The 26,298-nt window shown below is 69.7% G+C and carries 23 protein-coding genes and 1 riboswitch; of the genes, 11 read left to right on the top strand and 12 right to left on the bottom strand.

The annotated features are described in order from the left end of the window. Positions 1–120 precede the first annotated feature (120 nt). Positions 121–1,089, top strand: coding sequence for a sigma-70 family RNA polymerase sigma factor (locus CT688_RS07550; protein WP_017837708.1), 969 nt, complete (start codon positions 121–123; stop codon positions 1,087–1,089). Positions 1,090–1,200: 111 nt separating this feature from the next. On the opposite strand, the gene CT688_RS07545 is transcribed toward CT688_RS07550, so the two are convergent. After that, positions 1,201–3,942, bottom strand: coding sequence for a GNAT family N-acetyltransferase (locus CT688_RS07545; protein ID WP_107756391.1), 2,742 nt, complete (start codon positions 3,940–3,942; stop codon positions 1,201–1,203). A gap of 60 nt (positions 3,943–4,002) precedes the next feature. Next, positions 4,003–5,235 carry an acetoin utilization protein AcuC gene (locus CT688_RS07540; protein ID WP_107756390.1) on the bottom strand — a complete coding sequence of 411 codons (1,233 nt, stop codon included), beginning with the start codon at positions 5,233–5,235 and terminating at the stop codon, positions 4,003–4,005. 226 nt (positions 5,236–5,461) lie between these two features. Between CT688_RS07540 and CT688_RS07535 the strand changes: the two genes are divergently transcribed. Both CT688_RS07535 and galE read left to right on the top strand, forming a co-directional pair. After that, on the top strand, positions 5,462–6,151 hold the full coding sequence (locus CT688_RS07535) for a metal-dependent transcriptional regulator (RefSeq protein ID WP_107756389.1): 690 nt from the start codon (positions 5,462–5,464) through the stop codon (positions 6,149–6,151). Next, entirely contained in the window at positions 6,148–7,134 is a 987-nt protein-coding gene (gene galE / locus CT688_RS07530; RefSeq protein ID WP_107756388.1) for a UDP-glucose 4-epimerase GalE, read from the top strand. Before CT688_RS07535 ends, galE begins: the two co-directional genes overlap by 4 nt. Before the next feature lie 80 nt (positions 7,135–7,214). Here the strand turns inward: galE and CT688_RS07525 are convergent, their stop codons facing one another. After that, positions 7,215–8,282, bottom strand: coding sequence for a DUF4192 domain-containing protein (locus tag CT688_RS07525; protein ID WP_107756387.1), 1,068 nt, complete (start codon positions 8,280–8,282; stop codon positions 7,215–7,217). A 264-nt stretch (positions 8,283–8,546) separates the two neighbouring features. On the opposite strand from CT688_RS07525, the gene CT688_RS07520 reads away from it, so the two are divergent. From CT688_RS07520 to CT688_RS07490, 7 genes are all read left to right on the top strand, one after another. Then, positions 8,547–9,482, top strand: coding sequence for a PAC2 family protein (locus CT688_RS07520; protein ID WP_107756386.1), 936 nt, complete (start codon positions 8,547–8,549; stop codon positions 9,480–9,482). A gap of 41 nt (positions 9,483–9,523) precedes the next feature. Continuing rightward, positions 9,524–12,070 carry an RNA helicase gene (locus CT688_RS07515; protein ID WP_107756385.1) on the top strand — a complete coding sequence of 849 codons (2,547 nt, stop codon included), beginning with the start codon at positions 9,524–9,526 and terminating at the stop codon, positions 12,068–12,070. A gap of 95 nt (positions 12,071–12,165) precedes the next feature. Continuing rightward, complete coding sequence (locus CT688_RS07510) at positions 12,166–12,624, top strand: DUF3817 domain-containing protein (RefSeq protein ID WP_107756384.1); 459 nt, start codon at positions 12,166–12,168, stop codon at positions 12,622–12,624. Continuing rightward, complete coding sequence (locus CT688_RS07505) at positions 12,621–13,256, top strand: TetR/AcrR family transcriptional regulator (RefSeq protein ID WP_231750548.1); 636 nt, start codon at positions 12,621–12,623, stop codon at positions 13,254–13,256. The genes CT688_RS07510 and CT688_RS07505 overlap by 4 nt, the downstream gene beginning before the upstream one ends. 61 nt (positions 13,257–13,317) lie before the next feature. After that, positions 13,318–14,145, top strand: a complete 828-nt coding sequence (locus CT688_RS07500) for an NUDIX hydrolase (RefSeq protein WP_107756383.1) — start codon at positions 13,318–13,320, stop codon at positions 14,143–14,145. A 63-nt stretch (positions 14,146–14,208) separates the two neighbouring features. After that, positions 14,209–15,162, top strand: coding sequence for a hypothetical protein (locus tag CT688_RS07495; protein ID WP_107756382.1), 954 nt, complete (start codon positions 14,209–14,211; stop codon positions 15,160–15,162). A 57-nt stretch (positions 15,163–15,219) separates the two neighbouring features. Further along, positions 15,220–15,762, top strand: a complete 543-nt coding sequence (locus tag CT688_RS07490) for a hypothetical protein (protein ID WP_107756381.1) — start codon at positions 15,220–15,222, stop codon at positions 15,760–15,762. Here the strand turns inward: CT688_RS07490 and CT688_RS07485 are convergent. Further along, entirely contained in the window at positions 15,759–16,214 is a 456-nt protein-coding gene (locus CT688_RS07485; RefSeq protein ID WP_231750547.1) for a YchJ family protein, read from the bottom strand. The genes CT688_RS07490 and CT688_RS07485 overlap by 4 nt on opposite strands. A gap of 350 nt (positions 16,215–16,564) precedes the next feature. On the opposite strand from CT688_RS07485, the gene CT688_RS07475 reads away from it, so the two are divergent. Next, the gene (locus CT688_RS07475) at positions 16,565–18,157 is read left to right on the top strand and encodes a fatty acyl-CoA synthetase (protein ID WP_370446340.1); all 1,593 of its coding nucleotides are present in this window, start codon (positions 16,565–16,567) and stop codon (positions 18,155–18,157) included. Here the strand turns inward: CT688_RS07475 and CT688_RS07470 are convergent. From CT688_RS07470 to gcvH, 8 genes are all read right to left on the bottom strand, one after another. After that, positions 18,132–18,983: an alpha/beta fold hydrolase gene (locus CT688_RS07470; protein WP_107756379.1), complete on the bottom strand. Its 852-nt coding sequence runs from the start codon at positions 18,981–18,983 to the stop codon at positions 18,132–18,134. The two genes, CT688_RS07475 and CT688_RS07470, sit on opposite strands and share 26 nt — an antisense overlap. Before the next feature lie 28 nt (positions 18,984–19,011). Beyond that, positions 19,012–19,839, bottom strand: coding sequence for a hypothetical protein (locus CT688_RS07465; RefSeq protein ID WP_107756378.1), 828 nt, complete (start codon positions 19,837–19,839; stop codon positions 19,012–19,014). Positions 19,840–19,909: 70 nt separating this feature from the next. Continuing rightward, the gene (gcvP, locus tag CT688_RS07460; protein WP_107756377.1) at positions 19,910–22,804 is read right to left on the bottom strand and encodes an aminomethyl-transferring glycine dehydrogenase; all 2,895 of its coding nucleotides are present in this window, start codon (positions 22,802–22,804) and stop codon (positions 19,910–19,912) included. Positions 22,805–22,979: 175 nt separating this feature from the next. Continuing rightward, a riboswitch (glycine riboswitch) is annotated at positions 22,980–23,076 on the bottom strand. A 34-nt stretch (positions 23,077–23,110) separates the two neighbouring features. After that, positions 23,111–23,713, bottom strand: a complete 603-nt coding sequence (locus CT688_RS07455; protein ID WP_370446354.1) for a MerR family transcriptional regulator — start codon at positions 23,711–23,713, stop codon at positions 23,111–23,113. Positions 23,714–24,003: 290 nt separating this feature from the next. Further along, positions 24,004–24,504: a bifunctional nuclease family protein gene (locus CT688_RS07450; protein WP_107758072.1), complete on the bottom strand. Its 501-nt coding sequence runs from the start codon at positions 24,502–24,504 to the stop codon at positions 24,004–24,006. A 70-nt stretch (positions 24,505–24,574) separates the two neighbouring features. Next, positions 24,575–25,309: a MerR family transcriptional regulator gene (locus CT688_RS07445; RefSeq protein ID WP_107756375.1), complete on the bottom strand. Its 735-nt coding sequence runs from the start codon at positions 25,307–25,309 to the stop codon at positions 24,575–24,577. Beyond that, complete coding sequence (locus CT688_RS07440) at positions 25,306–25,725, bottom strand: FHA domain-containing protein (RefSeq protein ID WP_182612409.1); 420 nt, start codon at positions 25,723–25,725, stop codon at positions 25,306–25,308. The genes CT688_RS07445 and CT688_RS07440 overlap by 4 nt, the downstream gene beginning before the upstream one ends. 121 nt (positions 25,726–25,846) lie before the next feature. Further along, a complete protein-coding gene (gcvH, locus tag CT688_RS07435; RefSeq protein ID WP_182612402.1) occupies positions 25,847–26,290 on the bottom strand; it encodes a glycine cleavage system protein GcvH in 444 nt (147 codons plus the stop codon). Positions 26,291–26,298: the final 8 nt, after the last annotated feature.

The following is a 26,298-nucleotide window of genomic DNA, read 5'->3' as shown; positions in this document are numbered from 1 at the left end:
AACATTCCCGGCGGCCCCGCCGTTGTAGCAGTACGTGACCGTGACCCGGCCACGCGCCCGTTCCGTCCATCAGCAACCGACCGCCGGCTCTGATCCCCCGGACCGGCAGGAGGAGGAGACATGACGTCAGCCACCACCCGATCGGATCGTCGGACGGAGGCGGAGTCGGAAGGCCAGAGCCCCAGCGCGGACCTCGTCCGCGTCTACCTCAACGGGATCGGCAAGACCGCCCTCCTCAACGCGGAGGACGAGGTCGAGCTCTCCAAGCGTATCGAGGCCGGTCTGTACGCCTCCCACCTCCTGGCCACCAAGAAGCGGATCGGCCCCACCAAGAAGGCGGACCTCAAGGTGATCGTCGCCGAGGGGGAGGCGGCCCGTGCACACCTGCTCGAGGCCAACCTCCGACTGGTGGTCTCCCTGGCCAAGCGCTACACCGGTCGCGGGATGCCACTGCTCGATCTCATCCAGGAGGGCAACCTCGGACTGATCCGAGCCATGGAGAAGTTCGACTACGCCAAGGGGTTCAAGTTCTCGACCTACGCCACGTGGTGGATTCGCCAGGCGATCACCCGGGGCATGGCCGACCAGTCCCGCACCATCAGGCTCCCCGTGCACCTGGTGGAGCAGGTCAACAAGCTCGCCCGCATCAAGCGGGAGTTGCACCAGCAGCTCGGACGCGAGGCGACCCTGGATGAGCTGGCGGAGGAGTCGGGAATCCCCGCGCACAAGATCGAGGAGCTGCTCGATCACTCCCGGGACCCGGTGAGCCTGGACATGCCGGTCGGCGCCGACGAGGAGGCGCCCCTGGGCGACTTCATCGAGGACGCCGAGGCCACCAGCGCCGAGAACACGGTCGTGACCAACGTGATGCACTCGGACGTGCGCGCGGTGCTGTCCACGCTCGAGGAGCGCGAGCAGCAGGTCATCACCCTGCGCTTCGGGCTCGACGACGGCCAGCCGCGTACTCTCGACCAGATCGGGAAGCGTTTCGGTCTGTCGCGAGAGCGTGTCCGTCAGATCGAGCGTGAGGTCATGGCGAAGCTCCGGGAGGGGCGCCGCGCCGACAAGCTCCGTTCCTACGCGGTCTGAGGGACGGACGGGCCGCACGGGCGCAGGACGCAGCCCCGGCTCCCCGAGGCGGGTTCACCCCGCCGAGGGAGCCGGGGCTGCGTTGCGCGTGGGCCCGGCCGCCGCGACCCGCTAGCGCAGTCGCCGCGGGCCCTCGTCCCCACTGGACCGCGGGGGCGGGCCGAGGTGGACCTGCGCGTACAGCACCGCCACCCCGTCGGGGGCGGCGAGCGCGGGGTCGATGGACAGACGTCGCAGCTCCGGGACGTCCTCCACGAGGCACGACATCCGGCCCATGAGTTCCACCAGTGCCTCCCGGTCAGCCGGTGTGTCCCCGGCGTACCCGTCGAGAATGGGTGCGGCCCGGGGGCGATCAAGGAGCGATCGGGCTTCGGACGGGGAGATCGGCAGAGTACTGAACGCGCGATCGGCGAGGAGGTCCGAAAGCATCCCGGACACTCCGAACGAGATGAGCGAGCCGAAGATGGGGTGGTCCGCCACCCGGATGGTCACGGCGACCCCCTTGGTGGCCATCTTCTGCACGTGCAGCGAGCGCGAGCCGGTGGTGGTCTGGAGTTCGTCGAACGCGTGACGTAACGACGCGGCGTCGGTGAGGTCCAACCGGACCCCGGACTGGTCACTGCGGGTCCGCCACTTCTCCCCCATCGCCTTGACCGCCACCGGGTAGCCGAGCTCCTCGGCCGCCATGGCAGCCTGCTCCACCCCGGCCGCGACGCGGTAGTCGACGATCCCGACCCCGTAGCATTCGAGCAGGCTCCGGACCTGCCCCTGGGTGAGTTCGAACGAGGTGTGTCCGGCGTTCGAGTGGCAGAGCGAGTCCACGAGGTCGCGTGCGCGTGCTCGGTCGATGTCGTCGTACTCGGCGGGTTCCTCCGCTGGCCGGTCCAACCACTCGGCGTAGCGGCGGGCGCGGACCAGGGCCGACACCGCACGCTCGGGGTACGGGTACGAGGGGATGGAACCGCGCGAGGCCACGCCGGAGTCGTCGGTGATGGTGAGCCCCTCCGGCAGCCCCTCCCCGGCGAGGAACGTGCTCACGACCGGCTTGGAGCTGCCGGACGCCGCGGCCCGGATGGCCTCGGCGTACGCGTCGGGCTCGGTGGCCACCGGTGGGACGAACACCGTCAGGACCGAGTCCACCTCGTCCCGGGCGACCACGTCGGCTATCGCGGCGCGGAAGTCCTCGGGCAGAGCCCCGGCTCCCAGGTCCACCGAGTCCGCCACCGTGAATCCCTGCAACCGGGCCGCGTCCCCGCCGAGACGGCCGACGGCCGTCGAGTTCCCGACGATCGCCAGGCGTCCGCCCGCGGGCAGCGGTTGGTAGGCGAGCAGCGTCGCGGTGTCGAACATGTCGGTGATGGAGTCCACCTGGATGAGGCCGGAGTCGCGGAACAGTCCACGGATGGCCGAGGCGGTCAGTCCCTGTACCCCCGACTCCAGGTCGTCGACGGCCCGCCGGACCACGACGACCGGCTTGTTGCGGGCCACCCGGCGCGCGATCCTGGAGAACTTGCGGGCGTTGCCGAAGCTCTCGAGATAGAGCAGGACCACCTCGGTCCCGGTATCTGTGTCCCAGTACTGGAGCAGGTCGTTGCCGGAGACATCGGCGCGGTTGCCCGCGGAGACGAAGGTCGACAGACCCAGACCGCGCCGGGCGGCGGCGGCGAGGATGGTGATGCCGAGGGCGCCGGACTGGCAGAAGAACCCGGCCCGTCCGGGCCCGGGGACCACCTCGGCGAGGGTGGCGTTGAGTTGGACGTCGGCGGAGGTGTTGATCACCCCGAGCGCGTTGGGGCCCACCACCCGCATCCCGTGCGCCCGGGCCTCGCTCACCAGTCGACGCTCGGACACCACACCCGCGCTGCCGACGTCGGAGAACCCGGCCGAGATCACCACGAGCGTCGACACGCCCTTGGACAGGCAATCGTCCAGCACCTCGGACATGGACGCGGCCGGGACCGCCACGACGGCGAGGTCGACCGGGTCGGGGATGTCTCGGACGCTGGCATAGGCGCGGACGGACTGCACCGAGGTGGCATCAGAGTTGACCGGGTACACCGGACCGGTGAACCCGTTGCCGATGAGGTTGCGCAGCACGGTGTGGCCGATCTTGCCGACCTGGTCCGAGGCGCCGATGACGGCCACCGACCCGGGGGTGAGAACCCTCGCGACACTGCGCGCCTCGGCCGCGGTCTCGCGCGCGTTGCGGACGTTGGTCAGAGCCTCGGTGGGGTCGATAGCGAACTCGAGGTGCAGGGTGGATCCGTCGAAGGAGCGGGAGATCTCATACCCCGCCCGACGGAACACCTGGATCATCGACCGGTTCTCGGACAGGACCTCCGCCTCGAAGTGGTCGATCCCGCACTCGGCGGCGGACCCCGCGAGGTGCTCCAGGAAGATCGATCCGAGCCCCCTTCCCTGGTGCTGGTCCGAGATGGTGAACGCCACCTCGGCGAATGTCGAGTCGGGAAGGCGCTCGTAGATCGCCATCCCGATGATCTCCGCACCCAGCTCCGCGACGAACGCCATGCGGTCGCGGTAGTCGACATGGGTCATCCGCTGCAGTTCCCTGGCCGACAGGACGTCATGGGAACCGAAGTAGCGCAGGTATCGCGTCCGCTCGGAGAGACTCGAGTGGAAGCGCGCGATCTTCTCGGAATCGTTGGGCAGGACCGGACGGATCCGCACCGCCCGGCCGTCGGAGCCCAGGACGTCGGCCGCCCACTCGTGCGGGTACCCCTCCGGATACGCGTCGACCGTCGTGTCGGTGGAGGCGTGCTCCGGCGGAGTGACGACGGGCGCATCGCCCTCGGGGTCGCCGACGTCGGTCGTTCCGTCACCGGGGTTGGCCATCGTGGTCCTCCAAGAGACTTCGGTGGTGGATGGTGGGCACCCGCGACGCGGGCGTTGCGGTCAGTCCCGGGGGTCGTCCGGGTCGAGCCCGAGAAGGGGGTAGACGGAACGGCGGGTGTCGAGGATCGACTGGTCGAGTCGGGCCAGCGTCCGGTCGACCTCTCCACCGCGATCGGCGCCGGCGGGCTCCCACGGCGTGTGCGCGGGGGCGGCGCCATCACTCATCGTCTGCGGGACCCTGTCCGGAACGGTGTACCGGGCGGCCATGGCCGCCCACTCCTCCGGCACCCGGGTCCCCGGATCCACGGGGTCCCCGAGGATCGCGGCGATGAGGTGGGTCCACGATCGCGGAACCACCCGGACCAGTTCGTATCCACCTCCGCCGATCGCGATGATCCGCCCCTCGCAGAGCTCGTCTGCGAGCGCGATCACCTGGAGGTAGGACTCGCGGTGCCCGTCGACTGTGAGAGACAGGTCGGCCAGCGGATCCTCCCGGTGCGAGTCGCACCCGGCCTGCATGACGATGATCTGTGGCTCGAACGCACGGAGGGCCCCGGGTACCACGGCGTGGAATCCCCTCAGCCACAACCCGTCCGTGACCGCGGGCAGGAACGCCAGGTTCACCGCGGTGCCCTCCGCCCGCCCCACGCCCGTCTCCGATGCCCACCCGGTCGACGGCCACAGCGTGGCGGGGTGCTGGTGCAGGGACACGGTCAGCACGCGCGGATCCTCGTAGAAGGCCGCCTGGACACCGTCACCGTGGTGGACGTCGATGTCGACGTAGGCGATGCGGTCGTACCCGTTGTCCAGCAACCAGCTGATGGCCACCGCGGCGTCGTTATAGACGCAGAACCCGGCCGCGGCGGCGGGCATGGCGTGGTGCATGCCGCCCGCCACGGACACCGCCCGGGTCGCCGCGCCGCTGGCGATCGCCCGCGCGGCCGCGAGGGTCCCACCCGCCACCGCGGCGCTCGCTTCGTGCATGGCCGGGAAGGTCGGGTTGTCCGCCGTGCCGAGCCCGTGGCTCATGCCGTAGTGCTCGCCGGGTGGCAGGCCGCCGGCCGCCTTGACCGCGCCGATGTAGCGGGACGTGTGGACGCGGAGCAGCTCCTCGTCACTCGCCGAACCGGGGTCCAGCATCTCCACGCCCTGCAGAACTCCCAGTTCAGTCGCGAGAGACATCGTCAGATCGAGTCGGCGGGGGCTCATGGGATGGTCGGCGGAGTGCTTGTACTCCATCAGCGACGGACTCCACACCACCGCCGCGGCGATGCCGTCCCGGATACCGGCCATTGCCACCCGTCCTCCCCTCTCACCGGGACGCTCCCGGCGACCCACACCCGGTGGGATCACCGAGATGTACGCCCCCCGAATCTACGCGGCGGGACCTGACCCGGCCCCCGATTGCCGGCTCCCCACCCCGGTTCGAGGACCGGCGGTAGTCTCGTCTGTGAACCCGGAGGGGATCGTCAACCACCGGGAGCCCCTACCTGCGACGATCCGACGTGGAGGATTCAGCGTGAAAGACCTGGTGGACACCACCGAGATGTACCTCCGCACGATCTACGAGCTCGAGGAGGAGGGTGTGATCCCGCTCCGGGCCCGCATCGCGGAGCGACTCGAGCAGAGCGGACCGACCGTGAGCCAGACGGTCGCGCGGATGGAACGCGACGGCCTGGTGCACGTGGCACCCGACCGGCATCTCCAACTCACCACCAGCGGCCGGGACCTGGCCGTGGACGTCATGCGCAAGCACCGTCTCGCCGAGCGGCTGCTCGTCGACGTGATCGGACTGGAGCTGGAGAAGGTCCACGCCGAGGCGTGCCGCTGGGAGCACGTGATGAGTGACGACGTGGAACGGCGGCTGATCGAGGTCCTGGAGGATCCGAGGACGTCCCCGTACGGCAACCCGATCCCGGGACTCGACAAGATCGGTTACGCCTCCACGATGGCCGACGAGTCCGCCTTCACCCGTCTGTCCGCCCTGGACACGGACATCCCGCACAGCGTCCGGATCCAGGCGATCGGCGAGAACGTCCAGATCGACACCGACCTGATCTCCGAGCTTCGCGCGGCCGGCGTCGAGCCGCTGAAGACCGTGACCGCCACCCGGCGGGGCCACCTCGTCGAACTCGACTCCGGTGATGGTCACACGGTGGAGCTCGACGGGGATCACGCGCACGCGATCCAGGTCGAGATCCTCCCGTGAGACTACTCGTCACGGGAGGAGCCGGATACGTCGGCGGGGTCTGTGCGACGGTTCTCGTCGAGCGCGGACACGAGGTGGTGATCCTCGACGACCTCTCCACCGGCAACAGGGACGGCGTCCCCGCGGCGGCGACGTTCATCGAGGGGGACGTGGCCGATCTGGCGGGCGAGGTCCTGCGGTCGGGGCCCGGCTTCGACGGCGTGGTGCACTTCGCCGCCCGCTCGCTCGTCGGGGAATCGGTGGAGAAGCCCGGGGAGTACTGGCGGGGCAACGTGGTGACCTCTCTCGCGCTCCTCGAGGCGATGCGCGCCGCCGACGTGTCCAACCTCGTCTTCTCCTCCACCGCGGCGACCTATGGCGAGCCGGAGCAGATCCCGATCACCGAGGACATGCCCACCCGGCCGACCAACACCTACGGCGCCACTAAGTTGGCGATCGATCACGCCATCACCTCGTACGCCGCGGCCCACGGGCTCGCTGCCACGAGCCTGCGCTACTTCAACGTGGCCGGCGCCCACGGTCCGGTGGGAGAGAACCGTGTCGTCGAGACCCACCTCATTCCGTTGGTGCTGCAGGTGGCCCTCGGACACCGGTCCGCCATCAAGGTCTTCGGCGACGACTGGCCCACGCCCGACGGGACCTGTGTCCGCGACTACATCCACGTCGCCGACCTCGCCGATGCCCACCTGTTGGCACTGGAATCCAACCGGCCCGGCGTCCACCGGGTGCTCAATCTCGGGAGCGGGGAGGGATTCTCCGTCCGCGAGGTGATCGACGTGTGCCGCGAGGTCACGGGGCACCCGATCCCGGACGTGGTCGCGCCACGCCGGGCGGGCGACCCGGCGGTGCTCGTCGCCTCGAGCGAGAAAGCGATGACCGAATTGGGGTGGACTCCCACCCGGACCGATCTCCACACCATCGTCCGCGATGCATGGGCGTTCACCTCGGCTCTGGGAGATCGGGCGCACTCCGCGCCCCGGTAGACCGGGGCGGCACCGGCGCCGCGGCCACCGACCGCGGCGCCGGCCGCCGTTCCCGGACATCGTCGCCAGGCGGTAGCCCCTCAGGCCGCGGCCACCCGGCGGAGCCGCTCCGGTGCGAGCCCCTGCTCCAGACCATGGAGCAGTAGACGCGCCAGCGAGTTCGCCGGATCCGCGGACACCGCGGCCTCGAGAGCGGCCCGGGCGTGCACGCCGCCACCGGCGAAGTACGCCGCGGCTCCCAGCAACAGCAGTGCCACCGAGCGTTCGCGGCCGGGCCTGCGGCGAGCGAGCAACCACCAGAGCAGACGACGACCGTCCTGATCGCCCAGACCCCGCTGGGCCAGACGCCTGTACACCTCGTCCCGCACCGCGATGTCCAGCAGGGCTCGTCCGATCCCCGCCAGGACGTCCTCGTCGAGCTCCTCCCCCACCTCCAGGCTCCGGACCGCGTCCTCGTGTGCCTGCACCGCTCGGTCCACCTCGTGGGACCCACCGAGCCTGACCGGTCCGCTGCCGTGCGGGTCGTCGTCACACGCGTCGTCATCACGCTCCAGATACAGGTCCTCGATCTCGTCCCGAGACCCTGCCCGGATCCGGCCGTCGAACGCGTGGACCGCCGCGATCTCCGTCGAGTCAGGGTCCACCTGCGTGCCCCGGACCATGCCGAACAGGTCGACCCACGGTGAACCGTGTGCGAACTCGCCGACCCCGTACGCACCGACGACCTGCGTTCCGGACAACCCCAGCCAGTACTCGAACGCCGCGGCGACGTCCTCCGCCAGGAGTCCGGCGGTCTCCCCGTCCGCACAGTCCTCGTGGACCACCACCAGATGAACGCCCGTCACTCCCTCTCGAGCGCAGAACCGTGCCAACCCGCGCGCCGGGCCGTCGTCGACCGTCATCGGCGGGAACTCGTCCCGCCCGGAGAGCTCGTCCCGATCACTTCCGAGCAGACCGTCGACATCCATCCTGACGACCGGACCGGCGCGGCCTCCGGCGGTCCGTCCACACACGATCACCACCGATCCGGTGCCCGGCGGGAAGCCCAACATCGACGGTATTGACGCGATGAGCTCCTCAGGGGAGGTGATCACCACCGTCGGAGTGCCATCCATCCCGTCTCCACCGATCCGTCCGTTCCCCGTCATCGTCGTCCACCCGTCTCCTCGTCTCACGCCGCTCCGCCGTCGGGGCGAACCGTGGGTGCCGGTGCACCGGATCAACCTTCGGACACGGCGCCGACGTCGGACGCCCGCGAACCGGCCCTGAACGGACCGCTGAGGAGTACGGGAACTGTTGGGGAATCATCTGCGGCCCGCTGTCGTTGGCACAGAGGTGAAACCCCGTCCCGGTGGGACGACCTATTCGGACCGGACCGGACGATTCGGGGTGTTGCGACGAGAGGAGTCGACATGGCCAGGCACAGCGATCTGTACCGACTGATCGAGCCCGTCCCCGATCTGCGGTCGGAATCCGGACAGGGCCCGGTGCTGGTGCACGCGTTGGAGGGCTTCTCCGACGCAGGCCAGGCGATTCAGGGTGTCACCGAACACCTCAAGGGGAGCCTGGACTCTCAGCTGATCGTGGAGTTCGACGCGGACAAACTGGTCGACTACCGCTCGCGTCGACCGCCGGTGCGGTACTCCTTCGACCATTTCGCCGGGTACTCCGAACCGACCATCCAGATGCACGCGGTCAAGGATGCGGACGGGACGCCCTTCCTCCTGCTCTCCGGTCTCGAACCGGACCTGAGGTGGGACGGGTTCACCGAGTCCGTGATCGACCTCGCCGGGTCGTTCGGGGCCCGGATGTCGATCGGCCTCGGTGCGATCCCCCTCGGGGTGCCGCACACCCGCCCCACCCAGGCGAGCGCGCACGCCAGTGACGTGGACCTCATCCGTGGGTTCACCGCCTGGCCCGGGGAGTTCTCCGTCCCGGGGAATGTGAGCGCCCTTCTGGAGCTCCGCATGGCGGAGCACGGGATCCCGTCCGCGGGCTTCACCGTCCACGTCCCCCAGTACCTGTCACAGACCGCCTACCCCGCGGCGGTCCTCAATCTCGTCGGGAACATCGCACAGATCTCCCAGCTCGAGTTGCCGTCGGGTGAGCTCGAGTCCGCGGCTGCGGACTTCACCGCACAGGTCACCGCCCAGATCGCCGAAAGCCCGGAGATCCGGACGGCCGTGGAGCTGATGGAGAAGCAGTACGACGCGTTCATGGAGAGCCGCCACGGTTCCGACTCGCTGAATCCCGGCGGCACCCCCCTCCCGTCCGGAGACGAGATCGGCGCGGAGTTCGAGCGGTTCCTCGCGGAACAGACCGGCGAGGACGGGCCTGGCGCCCAGTAGCACGGGAGGGCGGTGTCGGCCGGGCGGCTAGGCTCGGTCTGGTGCACCTGCCCGAACTCCTCGCCGACCTGGACGACGTCCCCTCCGATCTCCTGGAGGAGGCGGTCTTCGACGCCTTCGTGGCATGGGCCGACGCCCAGGGCCTGACCCTCTATCCGGCCCAGGAGGAGGCGGTCCTCGAGGTGGCGGCGGGGAGCCACGTCGTCCTGGCCACCCCGACCGGATCGGGAAAGTCCCTGGTCGCGCTGGGCGCGCACTTCTCCGCGATGGCCAGGGGGGCGCGGAGCTACTACACCGCGCCGATCAAGGCACTCGTCAGCGAGAAGTTCTTCTCCCTGTGCGCGGTGTTCGGCGCGGAGAACGTGGGAATGCTCACCGGTGACGCCTCCGTCAACGCCGATGCGCCGATCGTCTGTGCCACCGCGGAGATCGTCGCCAACATCGCGCTGAGGGAGGGCGCCGATGCCGACATCGGCCAGGTGGTGATGGACGAGTTCCACTACTACTCCGAACCCGACCGGGGCTGGGCCTGGCAGGTGCCGCTCATCGAACTCCCCGACACGCAGTTCCTCCTCATGTCCGCCACTCTCGGGGACGTCGACTGGCTGATCGACGACCTGCGCACCCGCACCGGCCGGGAGTGCACGCTCGTCGGGGGAACCGAGCGGCCGGTCCCGCTGACGTTCGACTACGCGCTGCAGAGCGTCCACGAATCGGTCGAACTCCTGCTCCGCGACGGCAAGGCCCCCGTGTACATCGTCCACTTCACCCAGGCCTCCGCCCTGGAACAGGCGCAGGCGCTGACCTCGGTCGCCGTGTCCTCCAAGGAGCGCAAGGCCGCGATCGCCGAGCAGATCGGCGGCTTCAGGTTCACGACCACCTTCGGTCGGAACCTGCGCAAACTGCTCCTGCACGGGATCGGCGTTCACCACGCGGGCATGCTCCCGAAGTACCGCCGCCTCGTGGAACGGCTCGCGCAGGACGGGTTGCTCACCGTCATCTGTGGGACCGACACCCTCGGCGTCGGCATCAACGTCCCCATCCGGACCGTTCTGTTCACGGGCCTGACCAAGTTCGACGGCCGCCGGCAGCGGGTTCTCAAGGCCAGGGAGTTCCACCAGATCGCCGGCCGCGCGGGCCGCGCGGGCTTCGACACCGAGGGGCTGGTGGTGGTGCTCGCACCCGAGCACGAGGTCGAGAACGCCAAGGCGGCAGCCAAGACCGCCGCCAACCCCAAGAAGAAGAGCAAGTCCGCCAAGAAGAAGCCTCCGGAGGGATTCGTCAACTGGTCCCGCTCCACGTTCGACAAGCTCGTCGGTGCCCAGCCCGAGCAGCTGACCAGTCGCTTCGAGGTCGACAACGCGATGCTGCTCAACGTGATCTCCCGGCCCGGGAGCTGCTACACCCACATGCGGCATCTGCTGCTGTCCTCACACGAGACCAGGGCCCGCGTACGGCAGCACGTCCTGCGGTCCATCGAGCTCTTCCGAGGGCTCGAGACGGCGGGCATCGTCGAGCGGATGACGGAACCGGACGACGAGGGTCGGCACGTCCGACTGACCGTGGACCTACAACGGGACTTCGCCCTCAACCAGCCCCTCGCCCCGTTCGCGATTGCCGCGATGGAGGTTCTCGACCCCGACTCCCCCACCCCGGTCCTGGACCTGGTCTCGGTGATCGAGTCCGTTCTCGACGACCCGCGCCCGATCCTCTACGCACAGCAGCGGGCCGCCCGAGGTGAGGCGATCGGGGCCCTCAAGGCCGAGGGGGTGGAGTACTCCGAGCGGATGGAGCTCGTCGAGGACATCACCTGGCCCACGCCCCTCGCGGACCTCCTCGCCGACGCCTACGACGCCTACCGCGCCGGTCACCCGTGGGTCGCGGGGATCGAGCCGTCGCCGAAGTCCGTGATCCGCGAGATGGTCGAGCGGGGAATGACGTTCTCCGATCTGGTCTCCGCATACGGTCTCAGCCGGTCCGAGGGCTCCGTCCTGCGCTATCTCACCGACGCCTACCGGGCACTACGGCAGACCGTTCCCGCAGAGCGTCGGACCGAGGAGTTCGATGACCTGGTGGAATGGCTCGGGGAACTCGTCCGCCAGGTCGACTCGAGCCTGTTGGACGAATGGGAGCTGCTCACCGACCCGGAGGTCTCGCCGGACCAGGTGGCGGAGCTCGCCTTCGGGCAGTCGACCGGTGGCACCCGACCCGTCACCGCCAACCTGCGGGCGTTCCGGGTGATGGTCCGCAACGCGATGTTCCGACGGGTCGAGCTGTTGGCGCGGGACGACATCGACACGCTCGCCCGACTCGACGCCGACGTCCCCGACCATCCCGACTGGGACAGCGAGATCGACGCGTACTGGGACGAGTACGACGCGATCGGCACCGGGCCCGCGGCACGTGGGCCCGCTCTGTTCTCCGTCGCCGAATCGGGCGACGGGGTGGAGCCGGGAACCTGGAGGGTCCGGCAGGTCCTGGACGATCCCGAGAACGACCACGGTTGGGCCGTCGAGGCCGTCGTGGACCTGGGCGCCAGTGACGAGGCGGGGGAGGTCCGCTTCGCGTCCCTGACGCTCACCGGGTGACCGAGCCGGGAGGCTGAACCGGGCGGCGGATCCGGCGTCCGTACGATGACCGACGAACACCGAACCGACCCCTGAACGACCCCTGGAGGACATCTGTGACCCCCCGCATCCTGTACAAGAGGCTCGCGTTCGCGGAGGTGATCACCTGGACGTTGCTCATCCTGGGGATGATCGGCAAGTACGGGTTCGGGCTCGACTGGGCCACCACGGTCGGTGGCAGCATCCACGGTTTCGTGTTCCTGTGCTACTCCGTGGCGACCGTCGCGGTGTGGACGGACAAGCGCTGGTCCGCGGGCACGGGTCTGCTGGGCCTGCTCTCCGCCGTCGTGCCCTACGCCACCGTGCCGTTCGAGAGGTCCGTCGAACGCCGCGGTCTCCTCGACGGTCGGTGGCGACTCGAGCCGGGGAGCGAACAGCCTCACTCCCCCGCCGAGCGCGTCCTGGCCTTCGCGCTCCGGTCCCCGGTGGTCGCCCTCATCGTGACCCTCGTCGTGGTGGCGGTGGTCTTCTCCCTCCTCCTGGTGGCGGGCAAGCCCACGGAGTGGTTCTCGTGACCCTGAACCGCGACGACCGTGGGCCCGGACGCCGGGAGCTGAACAAGGCGGACAAGCAGCGTCGGATCCTCGCTGCCGCCCGAGACCTGTTCTTCCGCAACGGGTACTCGTCGGTCACCACGCAGGAGGTGGCCGAGCAGGCGGAGGTCGGCACCGGGACGCTATTCCGGTACGCCCGGTCGAAGGGCGAGCTCCTGTGCATGGTGGCCAATGAGGAGTTCCGGGCCATGGTCGAGACCGTCCCGGACACCGGCGACCCGGTCGAGGACCTCGTCGCGCTGTGCGGCCCCCTGTTCTCCGCACTCGAGAACCAGCCGGAGAACATCGTCGCCTATCATCGCGAGACCGTGTTCGGGGAACCCGGGCCCCATCGCGCGGAGGCGCAGCGCATCCTCCGGGAGCTCCGGGGGATCATCGGCCTGATCCTCGCCCGGCATTCCCCGGGCCCGCTGGAGGCCTCGGACCTCGACGGCCCCGCCCAGACGGTCTTCGATGTCCTTTACATGTGCATCGTTCGTTCGGGGATCGATCGGTCGCCGGGCCGTGATCACCGGGCCGACCTGCGCGAGCATGTCGAACGGGTCCTGCACGGCGCACTCGCCCACCGGGTCGCGCCGGACCGCGCGCACTGACGCCCTCGGCCAGGCCACCCCGACGACGGGCCCCGCACCCCTCCGGGTGAGACTTGTTCGCATGACTGAGGGCAACGACACCGATACCCACGCCGTGACCCGCCCGATCAAGGACGCGTCCACGGTGATGGTGATACGGGACTCCGAGCGCGGACCCGAGGTGTTCGTGGCGCGCCGGGTCCGGGGAATGGCCTTCGCCGGGGGCATGACGGTGTTCCCGGGAGGGGGTGTGGACGCCAGCGACGATGATCCGGAGCTGGCGTGGACCGGGAAAGCGCCCGAGTGGTGGGCGGAGCGGTTCGGCTGCGACGTACCGCGGGCGCGCCGGTTGGTGTGTGCGGCCGCGAGGGAGACCTTCGAGGAATGTGGCGTCCTCCTCGCCGACCACGCCGACGGATCCCCGGTCGCGGACGCGGGTCGATACCACTCGAGTCGCGAGGAACTGGAGAGTCACCGGCTGACCTTCAGCCGGTTCCTCGCCGACGAGGGGCTCTCCCTCGCGGCGGGCAGACTCCGACCCTACGACCACTGGATCACGCCCACGGTGGAGTCGCGGAGGTATGACACACGGTTCTTCCTCGCCGCGTTGCCGGAGGGGCAGGAACCCGACGACCTCACGACCGAGGTCGACATGACCATGTGGGCCCGTCCCGTCGACCTCCTCTCCGACTTCCGGTCCGGACGGTCCATGCTCCTGCCCCCGACGTGGACCCAGCTCCGGGCCCTCGCCGGGTTCCCGGACGTCGCGGCTGCTCTGGCCTCCGAGCGCGCCATCACACCCGTACAACCGGAGGTCGTCGAACACCGAGGCGGGGTGCGCGTGCGCTTCGACGGTTCTGACGAATACTGGTCCGACTACCAGGCCGGCCGTCCGGAGTCGGGGATCTGATCGCCGCCACCGGACATCTCGAAGTGCCGACGCACCCGGCTGCGCGGTGGTTGACTGCCACTCATGCCGGATTTCGAGTTCGACGTGGACACGTCGATCGCCGCCGGGTGGGATCGCTTCGCGGCTCGCCTGGCCGAACTCCTGCGTGACCTCGTCCCGGGAGCGACCTTCGACCTGGCCGTCCCCGTGCTCGGCTCCCCGTCCACCCGGACCCCGTACGTGCGTTTCACCGCTGCCGACGACGGCAACATCCACGCAGAGGTCTCCGGCGGGGGGTCCGAGGACTCGCCGGAACCGTTGGGGCCGGTCCGGCTCCGGCAACTCGTCGCGCTCGGGTGGGCTCCGGGAGCGTCCACGGAATCGGGACTCGGTCTGACGTTCCCGGTCGATCGTGCACCGGAGGTGGCGCACCTCGTCGCCGGCACGATGGAGCGGGTCTTCGGAATCCCCCACCCGGTCTTCCTCCACGATGTGTCCGAGCCGCAGGACCCGTCTGTGTCCGAGCCGCAGGAACCGTCGACGGGCCGCTCCGAGGACCCCGCGCCCGCGGATGTCGACTTCCGTCCCCGAATGATCGCCACCCCCGACGAGGCGACCAGGGCCCTGGAGTCGGTGCTGTCAGAGGTGTACCAGAGGCGGGTCACGCCCGACGAGCACGACGTGTTCACCGTTCCCGCCGGATACGTGCTGCTGTTCATCCGTGCACACCGATCGCTTCCGCTCGTGGTGTTGCGAAGCCCGCTCGTGTCGTCCGTGGAGGACCCCGCGGCCGCGGAGGCCGAGGTCGCGATCCTCAACCGAGACTCGTTGTGGTGCCGGTACGTCTTCGACGGCGAGACGATCTCCGCCGAGGCGGAGTTCGTCGACAGGGTGTTCGTCCCGGTCAACTTCAAGATCCACCTGGCCGAGATCTCCGCCGAGCTCGACGACGTCTACTCCGATCTCGCGCACCGGGTCACGGGCCGACGATGGCGTGACCTGCGCGCCGCCGATGACCACCGACCGCGGGAGCAGTAAGATCTGGGACCGTGCCGGGACGTGCCCGGTGTGAGACCTCGCCCCAGGAGCGCCAGAATGCGTCGCGCCGTCCTCGCCGCAGTGATCGTGAGCGCGGCCGTGTCCGCACCGGCCTGCTCGCCGGCGTCCCTGTTCGGCGACGACGACACCGTGGGCGTCCCGGTCCAGACCGGCGAGCAGTCGGGTCCCCTGCCGTCGTCGCAGCAGTTCGACAGGCCGTTCCCCGTGGCCGGTGACGCCTGGGACGCCACCCTGACACTGTCCGACCTGCGTATCGTGCCCTCCACCGCGTACTCGGACGCGGTGGTCGTGGTGGACGTCCGGGTGGTGCAGGCGTCCGGTCAGCCCGAACTGGGCCCCGAGGACTTCTCCGCCTTCGACCCGGCGGGAAGGCCCTTCGAGCGGATCGAGAATCCCACGGGAACGATCGAGGACCCCCTGGTGCCGTCGGTCCTGAGCTTCCCCGGCGAGGAGATCCGCGGGATGGTCGCCTGGACGATGCCCCGGGGGCACCGGATCGGACGGATCGACGTGGTCACCCCGAGGACCATCGGTTCGGTCACCGTGACCCGCCAGCCGGGGGACCCGGCGGCCTCCTAGGACACGAGAGGGCCCCGACCCTCGGGAGGAGCAGAGCCCTCCGGTGCAACAGTGCCCTCCGGTGACACGGTGCCCTCCGGTGACACGGTGCCCTCGAGATAGGTCCAGCGACCACCTCGGCGCTCGAACACCGACCGCTCGCGCAGGACTGCAGGCCCGCCGGGCCCGACGTAGCGGGCCTCGAACTCCACGGTCCCGATCCGGTCGTCGGAACCACCGGACACCACGTCGAGGATCGTGAGCCCGCTCCACTCCACGTCTCCGGCCTCCACACGGGCCGGCCTCGTCCGCGGATGCCAGGTGCGCCAGAGATGATCCTCCCGACCCAGGACGAAGGCCGTGTACCGGGATCTCATGAGTTGCTCGGCGGTCTCGGCGGGGACACCGTCGTCCACGAGCGGACCGCAGCAGGCTCCGAGAGCGCGCCGGCTCCCGCAGGGGCATTCGCTCACGTGCGCCTCCTCAGTCCACCCGGGTCCGCGGTCAGGCTACCCACCCGCTGTCCGGCTATGCTCGGCGGAGACATGTCCAGGTTCAGTGCTCTCCCGTTCCGCGCCGGTCGCCGGTCCGATCCCGATGACGTCCCCTTGCGGGTCCGCTCGTGTCGGGACCTGTGCCAATGGACCAGGACCCCGGCGGAACGTCGCGGCGAGCCCGTGTTCGCCTGCCGCGGCTGCGGATCGCAGTGGGTCCCGAGCGAGCACTGGACCCCGCGGGACAGCAGCGGGGCGGTACCCCCGGAGGTGTTGGGGATCATCAGAGCCGAACCATGACCGCACCGGACGGCCTCTAGGCTGACCGGATGACCACCACCCCTCGAGCCTCCGGTTCCGCCACGGGCCCCTCCGTCAATTCCGCTCTGAGCTCCACTGCGAGCTCCAGCACGATCGATGCCGTCCTGCGCCGCTCGGCCGCCCGGTTCCCGGACCGGGTGGCACTGACCTTCGCCGACCGCCGGTGGACCTACGCGGCCTTGGACTCCGCGGTCGACCGGGTGGCCCATATGCTCTCCGGCCAGGGTCTGGAGGACAAGGCCCGGGTGGCCGCCTACGGGGTCAACTCCGATGCCTATCTCATCGCCTTCCTCGCCACGTCGCGTGCCGGATTCACCCACGTACCCATCAACTACGCCCTGACCGGGGGCGAACTGGAGTATCTGCTGACCGACTCGGGGTCGTCACTGGTCCTGGTGGACCCGGCACAAGCGCCCACCTTGACCGAGGTTCTCCAGACGCTGGCCGGGGTGCGGTCCCTCGCACTGCTGCCCCACGCGGGGGAGCCCGCGGACGGCACCGTCCTGGGGTCCGCCCTCGACGACTCTCCGTGCGCGGTGATGCAGTCCCCGGCCACCGGCACCGACCTGGCGCAACTCCTCTACACCTCGGGGACCACCTCGCGTCCCAAGGGCGCGATGATGACCCATTCGGCGTTGATACACGAGTACGTGAGCTGCATCCTCGCCCTCGACTTCACGGCCGACGACGAGCCGCTGGTGACGATGCCCCTTTATCACTCGGCCGCGATGCACGTCTTCGCGCTCCCCTATCTGTCCCTGGGTGCGACGGTCCACCTCATGGCGGCCCCGGACATCCCGGAGATCCTGCGACGGATCGAGGTCGACAGGATCGGCTCGCTGTTCCTCGCGCCGACGGTCTGGGTACCCCTGGCCTCACACCCCGATCTGGAGTCACGGGACCTGTCGAGTCTGCGCAAGGCTCAGTACGGTGCCTCGATCATGCCGGTGACGGTGCTCCAGCGACTCCGGGGCAGGTATCCCCAGCTCGGGTTCTACAACTGCTTCGGGCAGTCGGAGATCGGGCCGCTGGCCAGCGTCCTGCGCCCCGAGGAGCACGAGGCTCGCCCGGCGAGCGCCGGCCGCCCCGTCTTCTTTGTCGAAGCCAGGGTCGTGGACGAGACGGGTGCCGAGGTCGCGGACGGCGACCGCGGCGAGGTGGTCTACCGCTCTCCGCAGTTGTGCCAGGGCTACTGGAACAAGCCCGACGCCACGGCAGAGGCGTTCCGCGACGGATGGTTCCACTCCGGCGATCTCGTGGTGCGGGACGGCGAGGGGTTCATCGAGGTCGTCGACCGGATCAAGGACGTCATCAACACCGGTGGGGTCCTGGTGGCGTCCCGGGAGGTCGAGGACGCGGTCTACCAGGATGACCGTGTCGCGGAGGTGGCGGTGATCGGAACGCCGGACGCCAAGTGGATCGAGGCCGTCACCGCGGTGGTGGTGCTCAGGGACGGCGCGCACGCCAGCGAGTCCGAGATCATCGAGGGCACCCGCGCCCATCTCGCGCCGTTCAAAATGCCCAAACGTGTGGTCTTCGTCGACGAACTGCCGCGTAACCAGTCGGGCAAGCTCCTCAAGCGGGAGCTGCGTCAGAGCTGACCCGGTCGAGGACCTCCGCGGCCACCACGTCGGGAGCCTGCTCCGGGATCCAGTGCCCCGTGCCCGAGAGCGGAACGAATCGATACTCCCCGGTCATCCGCGAGGCGGTGGCCTCCGCACCGGTGCGCCCGATCGCCGGGTCATCCTCCCCCCACAGATAGGTCGTGGGAACCGATATGTCCGGCAGGTCGTACCGCCGCATCGCGCGGTACCAGTTGAGCGCGCCCGTCAGTCCGGCCCGGGAGCCGACCAGGTGGAGGTGCCGTGCCACGAGCTCCTCCGACACGTGCTCGTCGAACATCTCACGCAGCCGCCGGGCCCCGTCCTCCAGGAGGACGTCCTCGGCTTTTTCGGCCTGGCGGAACAGGGCGAAGTACGCCGACCGCGCCCGTTGGTCCGGGTCCGACTCCAAGGCCCGGGCGAACTCGGTCAGGTGGGGCACGGACACCACCGTGAGGCTGCTCACCCGCTCGGGGTGGTGGCCGGCGAGCCACCACGCGACCGATGCCCCCCAGTCGTGGCCGAGGACGTGCACGGAGTCCAGACCCAGCTGATCGACGACCGCGAGTGCGTCCGCACCCAGGTACTCGATCGCGTAGTCTGCGACGTCCTCCGGACGGGCGCCGGTCGAATAGCCACGCTGAGCCGGGGCGACGACCCTGAGGCCCTGCCGCGCCAGCGTCCCGGCGACGGCCTCCCACTCCCACGGCGACTCCGGGAAGCCGTGCAACGCCAGCACGGTCCCCCGCTCCGCTCCGATCGCAGGCCACTCCAGGACGTCGAGCGTGCCGACCGGTACATCGACGGTCATGTACTGCGGTTCCATGAACCGGACCCTAGCCCCTGTCAGGGAGTCACCGCAGCCGACCTCCCGGTGGGTTATGGGCGGACGACCCCGTGGGGGCGACCAGAGAGCGTCGCTCGTACCAGTCGCGCACCAACCACATCTCCACGACGAGCGGGTCCACGGCGGCCTCCTCCGCCCACGCGGAGACCAACTCCAGGTACCACTGGTACCTGCGAGGCGTCATCCGGCCGATCGACTCGATCTCCGTCCATCCGGCGTGGACCAGGGTGCCGATCCCGGCCGGGTCGACGGGAACGATGTGCGGCTGCGACCACGCCATGCCCAGCGACGACAGGTAGAGCGACGCGAGCGGGAACCCGAGATCGGGCACCCCCCTGCCGGCCCTGCCGTGTGGCGCATCGTTGCGCAGGAGGTTCATCGCCTCTCCTGGCGTGTCCAGCCAGTTCGCCACCTCGTGCAGGACCAGGGGATAGCCGTGGGAGGAGACCGAACGCCACCCGGACCGGTCCCGCTCGGGCACGCGGAAATCCGGTAGCCCCCGACGCACTCCTGACCTCAGCGGGTGACCGGAGAGCCAGGCCGCGCACATGTAGAGCGCGACCACCGACTCCTCCAGGCTTCCCCGCGCCCGGCGACCCGCCGCCCACAGGTCGCTCCTTCGGAGGTATCCGGAACCGGACTCGACCCGGCCGCCGTCCGGCCCACCGGCGACCAGGCGGAGGTCGACGCGGCGCTCGGCCAACCTGAGGTTCCACAGGTCGAGGTCGATCTCCACGTACTCGTCCGCCACCAGCAGAGCCGGGGGCTGGGCACGGCACCACCTGAGACACGAAGAGGGTAGGTCCGGGATGGGACGGGATCCTGTCATCGTCATGCCCGCACGGTCTCACGTGGGTACGACACCCCGGACCGCCGGTCGGCCCGGCCCCCCGGGGCGCCTCGACTCAGTCCTCGGCGAACGCGTCCAGTGGAGGGCACGAGCAGACCAGGTTGCGGTCGCCGTAGGCGCCGTCGATCCGGCGCACCGCGGGCCAGACCTTCGGGCGCCAGGCCGGCCCCAGCGGGTAGCCCGCGAGGCTGCGTGGGTAGGCGTGCCCCCACTCGTCGGCGGAGACGCTCTCGGCGGTGTGGGGCGCCCCGCGGAGCGGGTTGTCCTCCACGGTCCACTCCCCCGCCTCGACCCGGGCGATCTCGGCGCGGATCGCCGCCATCGCGTCGCAGAACGCGTCCAACTCGGCGAGATCCTCGCTCTCCGTCGGCTCCACCATCAGGGTGTTGGGGACCGGGAAGCTCATCGTGGGGGCGTGGAACCCGTAGTCCGCCAGTCTCTTGGCCACGTCGTCGATCGAGATGCCCACCGAGTCGATGAGCGGCCGGAGATCGAGGATGCACTCGTGGGCGACCCACCCGCCGTCCCCGGAGTACAGCACCGGGAAGTCCTGCCCGATCCGGCGGGCCAGGTAGTTGGCGCTCGCGATCGCCGTGAGGGTGGCGCGACGCAGTCCGTCGGCGCCCATCATGCGGACGTAGGCCCACGTGATGGGGAGGATCGACGCGGACCCGAACGCCGCGGCCGAGACCACCGCGCCCGACCCCAGACCCTCCTCGTACGGGTGGCCCGGCAGGAACTCGCGCAGGTGCTCGGCCACCGCGACCGGGCCGACCCCGGGACCGCCACCCCCGTGGGGGATGCAGAAGGTCTTGTGCAGGTTGAGGTGGCTGACGTCGCCACCGAACCGCCCCGGCCGGGCCACCCCCACGAGGGCGTTGAGGTTGGCCCCGTCGATGTAGACCTGACCCCCGGCGTCGTGCACGATCGCGCAGATCTGCTCGATGTCGTGCTCGTACACCCCGTGCGTCGACGGGTAGGTGATCATGATGGCCGAGAGCTCGGCAGCGTGCCGCTCGACCTTCTCCTTGAGGTCGTCGACGTCCACGTCACCGTTGGGCCGACAGCCGACGACGACGACCTTCATCCCGGCCATCACCGCGGACGCGGCGTTGGTCCCGTGTGCCGAGGACGGGATCAGGCACACCCTGCGGTCCTCGTCGCCGCGGGAGCGGTGGTACTGCCGGATCGCCAACAGTCCCGCGTACTCGCCCTGGCTGCCCGCGTTGGGCTGCAGGCTCACCGCGGCGTAGCCCGTGATGTCGACGAGCCACTGCTCGACGTCGGCCACCAGCCGGCGGATGCCGCGGGTCTGCTCGGCCGGCGCGAACGGGTGGAGCCCGGCGAACTCGGGCCACGTGATGGGCTCCATCTCCGTGGTCGCGTTGAGCTTCATGGTGCAGGACCCCAACGGGATCATGGTGCGGTCCAGGGCGAGATCCTTGTCTGCCAGGGCGCGCAGATAGCGCAGCATCGCGGTCTCGGTCCGGTACTTCACGAACGCCTCGTGCTCGAGGAACGGCGAGGTCCGGTCGCCGTAGGCGGGGTCGACGAGGACCTCCAACTCGCCTGCGTCCGCGACGTCGGCCACATCTGCCCCGAACGCCTCGAGGACGAGCGCGACGTGGTCCCCGGTGGTGGCCTCGTCGCAGGCGATGGACACGTGGTCGTCGTCGACCTTCCACAGGTTCACCCCCCGCTCGGCGGCGGCGGCCAGCACCTCGGAGGCGCGGCCCGGCACCCGGGCCAGGACGGTGTCGAAGAAGTCGGCGTGGACCACCTGGATACCGGCCGCGACGAGGCCGTCGGCCAGGACGGCCGCGTGGGCGTGCACGCGCCGGGCGATCGCCGCCAGACCCTCGGCGCCGTGGTACGAGGCGTACATGGCGGCGACCACCGCGAGCAGGACCTGCGCGGTACAGATGTTGGACGTCGCCTTGTCGCGCCGGATGTGCTGCTCCCGCGTCTGCAGGGCCAGCCGGTAAGCCGGCCGGCCGTCGGCGTCGGTGGACACGCCCACGAGGCGGCCGGGGAGGTTGCGGGCGTGCGCGGTGCGGCAGGCGAGGAATCCCGCGTGCGGGCCACCGAAACCCATGGGCACGCCGAAGCGCTGGGAGGAACCGAAGCAGGCGTCCGCCCCCTTCTCCCCCGCCGGCGTGAGGACGGAGGCGGCGAGCAGGTCGACGCCCGCCGCCACGAGGACACCCCGGTCGTGGCACTGCTCGATCAGCCCGGCGACGTCGGCGACCCGCCCCGAGGCGCCCGGCGTCTGCACGAGTGCGCCGAAGAAGTCTCCCTCGGGTAATCCGTCGTCGATCAGGTTCGCGGTCACGATCTCGATGCCCAGTGGCTCGGCGCGGGTGGCGAGGATCGCGGCGGTCTGGCCGAAGACGTCCGTGTCCACCGCGAAGCGGGGACTCTTGGAGGACCGGTTGGCCCGACGGAGCATCGTCATGGCCTCGGCGGCCGCGGTGCCCTCGTCCAGCATGGAGGCGCCCGCCATGTCCATGCCGGTGAGGTCGGCCACCATGGTCTGGAAGTTCAGGAGCGCCTCGAGCCGGCCCTGGCTGATCTCCGGCTGATACGGCGTGTAGCCCGTGTACCAGGCGGGGCTCTCGACGACGTTGCGGCGGATGACCGCCGGGGTGAGGGTGTCGTAGTACCCCTGGCCGATCATCGAGACCGCGACCTCGTTGCCGTCGGCGAGCACCCGCAGGGCGGCGAGGGTGTCGGCCTCGGACAACGGCTCGGGGAGCGCGTCGATGCCGGCTGCCCGTCCGTCGGGCCCCACCTCGTCGAGAATGACCGAGGGGAACGCGCGTTCGGCGAGCTCGTCGAGCGAGTCCACGCCGATGGTCCGCAGGATGTGGGCCAGGCCGTCGGTATCGGGTCCCAGATGGCGGGCGACGAACTCGCCTCCGGTCCGGGCGGTGTGCGGGGTCGTCGTCACAGGTGCTCCTCGAAGGGCGGGGCCGCCCGGGCGGGCGGCCTGCGGGCCGGTGCTACCCTCTCCGCTCTGTCCCCAACCGGCTGACGCCGGCGCCTGAGAGATTCACGGGGCCCACCAGCGAGCCGCGCTTTCCCCGTGGGCGGGTGGTCTGTTCCACCGCTCTCCAGAGGCGTTAGACGACTGCACGGTCCGGGTGCCTGAGAGATTCTCGGAGAGGAGTTGCTCCTTCGGCGCCCGCGGCTGCAGCCGCGGAACTCTCCCGTGAGTCGCGTGAACGCACCGCCGAGTCTAGACGACTCCCGCCGATCAGCCCGTTCGCCGCGAGGCGCGGGCGCGCCGGCGGGCCGCCAACTCGTCCTCGAGGGGCTCGATGACGTCCTCTGCGGAGACGGTCTCGGCGGGGAACTCGGAGATCGACCCGGCGAGTTCCCGCATCGCACCCCCGATCCCGATACCGAAGACCCCCTGCCCGCCCTGCAGGAGGTCGAACACCTCCTCCTTGGACGTGCACTCGAACACCGTCCGGCCGTCGGAGAAGAGGGTGATCGTGGCCAGGTCCTTCACGCCGCGGGAGCGGATCTGGTCCACGGCCTTGCGGATGTTCTGCAGCGAGATTCCGGTGTCGAGCAGCTGCTTGACTATCTTGAGGACGAGGATGTCCTTGAACGAGTACAGGCGCTGACTCCCGGACCCGGCGGCGTTGCGGATCGACGGCACCACCAGATCGGTCCGGGCCCAGTAGTCGAGCTGACGGTAGGTGATGCCGGCGATCTGACAGGCGATCGGGACCCGGTACCCACTCGTCCCGTCAGGGATCCCGTCGTCGGGGAACAGCCCGGGTTGCACCTCGTCGAACGTGGCCTGGGTGGCCTCGATGTCGCCTCCGAAGAGACCCTCCGTCTGCGTCACGATGGAGGACGACTCCGGATCCCGGGTGTGGTCGGCCACGATTGCTCCCTCAAGCTGTGGGGTGCCCCCGCTGGCGCGGCGGCACGGTGCCGGATCCTGACGGGCCCGGTTCCTGAACGTGTGAACACCATCGGTGTAGTTCACTGGGAGCAACGCTAGGCCCGCGCGAGGCTGCGATCAATAGGACACGCGGTAAACCTCAACCTCAAGTTGAACTTGAGACATAGTCGCGACCTGCCAACTGGTGCTGGAGTGACTCTTGTGAGTGTCGAAATACCTGGTCACAGCGGTCAGGATGTGCGGCCGCCGGGCTCCCGCGGGGCGTCGCCACCGCCGAGAAAGTCGTCCGGGCTCACCTGGTCGAGGAACTCACGGAACGCCTCGACCTCCTCCTCGCCCTGCTCCACCAGAGAGATACCGACCTCGTCGAGGACCTCCCGGCTGACGAGGACCGGTGACGACGTCCTCAGCGCCACCGCCACGGCGTCCGACGGGCGAGCGGACACCCGTCGCCCCTCGAAGACGAGCTCGGCGAGGAAGGTCCCCTCGGAGACCCCCACGATCTCCACCTGTTCGAGCGGGTGGGAGAAGGTCTCGAGGAGCGTCGCGACGAGATCATGGGTCAGCGGCCTGCCCGGCTGCACACCCTGCTGTTGAAGACTGATGGCCGCGGCCTCGGACGCGCCGATCCAGATCGGGACGTATCGGCCACCGTCCTTCTCGTGCAGGATCAAGACCGGTGCGTACTCCGGCTCCTCGAACCGGATACCGACGACGCTCACCTCGCGCATGTTCTGTCCCATGTCCTCCGCCTCTCGCACGCCTAACAGCCTAGTCCCGAACCGCCCGCGAGCGCTCGCGTCAGGATTCCAACGCGTGACGGACGGCAACGGTGACCAGCGTGGAATGCAGCGCCACCGACAGCGCCGCGATCTCCCGGGCCAGCTCTGCCGCGCGATCGCGGGCATCCGCATCGCCCTGCCGGGCCACCGGGCCGGCGATCTGGGTGATCAACCCCGTCTGCCGGTCAGCGGCGGTCCGGAACCCCCGGAGATGACGGACGTCCACACCGTGACCGGCGAGATCGTGCGCGGTCCGCGCGACCAGGACCGCCTCCGGGTCGAAGAAGCCACCCGCACCAGCCACGATGAGCCCGGCGTCGATGAGCGACCCCACGAACTCCGGGTCCACCTCCGACTGTGCCACCACGTCCTCGCGCGTGAGACGTAGGACGGTGTCGCTCCGGAAATCGTCCGGGGTCGACCCCGGCACCCCGTCCGTGCCATGCCGCGGGAGCAGAGCGGTGGTGGACCCGTCCGCGATGGCGGAATCGAGCGCTTCCAACTCCTCGCGGATCACTTTGAGCGGCAGATAACGGTCTCGCTGCGCCGTGAGGACATACCGCAGCCGCTCGCGGTCACCGACGCTGAACCGACGGTATCCGCTGGCGGTCCGCTCGGGGGTGACCAGTCCTTCGTTCTCGAGGAACCGGACCTTCGACACCGTGAGGTCCGGGAAATCCGGACTCAGGAGTGCGATGACGCCGCCGATGGAGAGGTGCCCCTCCTCTGCGGCGCCGTGTCCGGCGGCCGTCACTGCCCGGGCGTACCCGTCAGGAACACGAGGCGGAACTTGCCGATCTGTACCTCGTCCCCGTTGGACAGTGATGCCGAGTCCACCGGCTCACGGTTGACGTACGTCCCGTTGAGGGATCCCACGTCGACGACGGTGAAGGTCCCGGCCTCGCTCCTGAACTCGGCGTGGCGTCGGCTCACGGTGACGTCGTCGAGGAAGATGTCGCTGTCCGGATGGCGGCCCGCCGACGTCGTCGACTGGTCCAGGAGAAACCGTGAGCCCGCGTTGGGCCCCCGCTTGACCACCAGCAGCGCCTGCCCCTCGGGTAGGCCCTCGACACCGGTGACGGCGGGCTCGGACTGAGCCGCCTGCTGATCGGACTCGTTGAGAAGCTCAGCGCGGAACACCGAGGTGGTCTCGGCGGTGGCCTCGGGCATGTTCTTGTTCTCGGTCACGTTCGTCTCTCCTCGTCCGAGCCCGGGCGTGGGGCTCACCATGCGGTGCCTGCGATTCTATGTCGGACCGTCCGGCCACGGGGCCGGGGGCGGTCCCTCCCCCTCAACCCTCCGTGATCTTGGAGTACCCGTCCGAGTCGAGGGTCTGTTCGAGTTGCGCCTCGAGGTCGTCGACGTCCGGGATCTCGAGGACGACGATCCACCCTTCACCGTAGGGATCCGAGTTGACCAGCTCGGGCGAGGTCTCCAGGGCGGTGTTCACCTCGACGACCTTCCCACTGAGCGGGGCGTACAGATCGGAGACGCTCTTGGGGGACTCGACCTCGCCGAACGGCTCACCCGACTCCGTCTCCCCGCCCACGTCCGGGAGCTGTACGAAGACGATGTCCCCCAATTTGGACTGCGCGTACTCGGTGATGCCGATGCGAACGCGGGTATCGGACACCCGTTCGACCCACTCGTGCTCGTCGGTGTACCGGAGCTGGTCGGGGATGTTCTGGTCGCTCACTGACGTGCCCTTCTCGCGTGGCTCACTTGGCGTGTACATGTGGCGAC

It is taken from the genome of Dietzia sp. JS16-p6b (genome assembly GCF_003052165.1).
GTDB lineage: Bacteria > Actinomycetota > Actinomycetes > Mycobacteriales > Mycobacteriaceae > Dietzia.
This window is presented reverse-complemented; position numbering and strand designations above follow the sequence as displayed.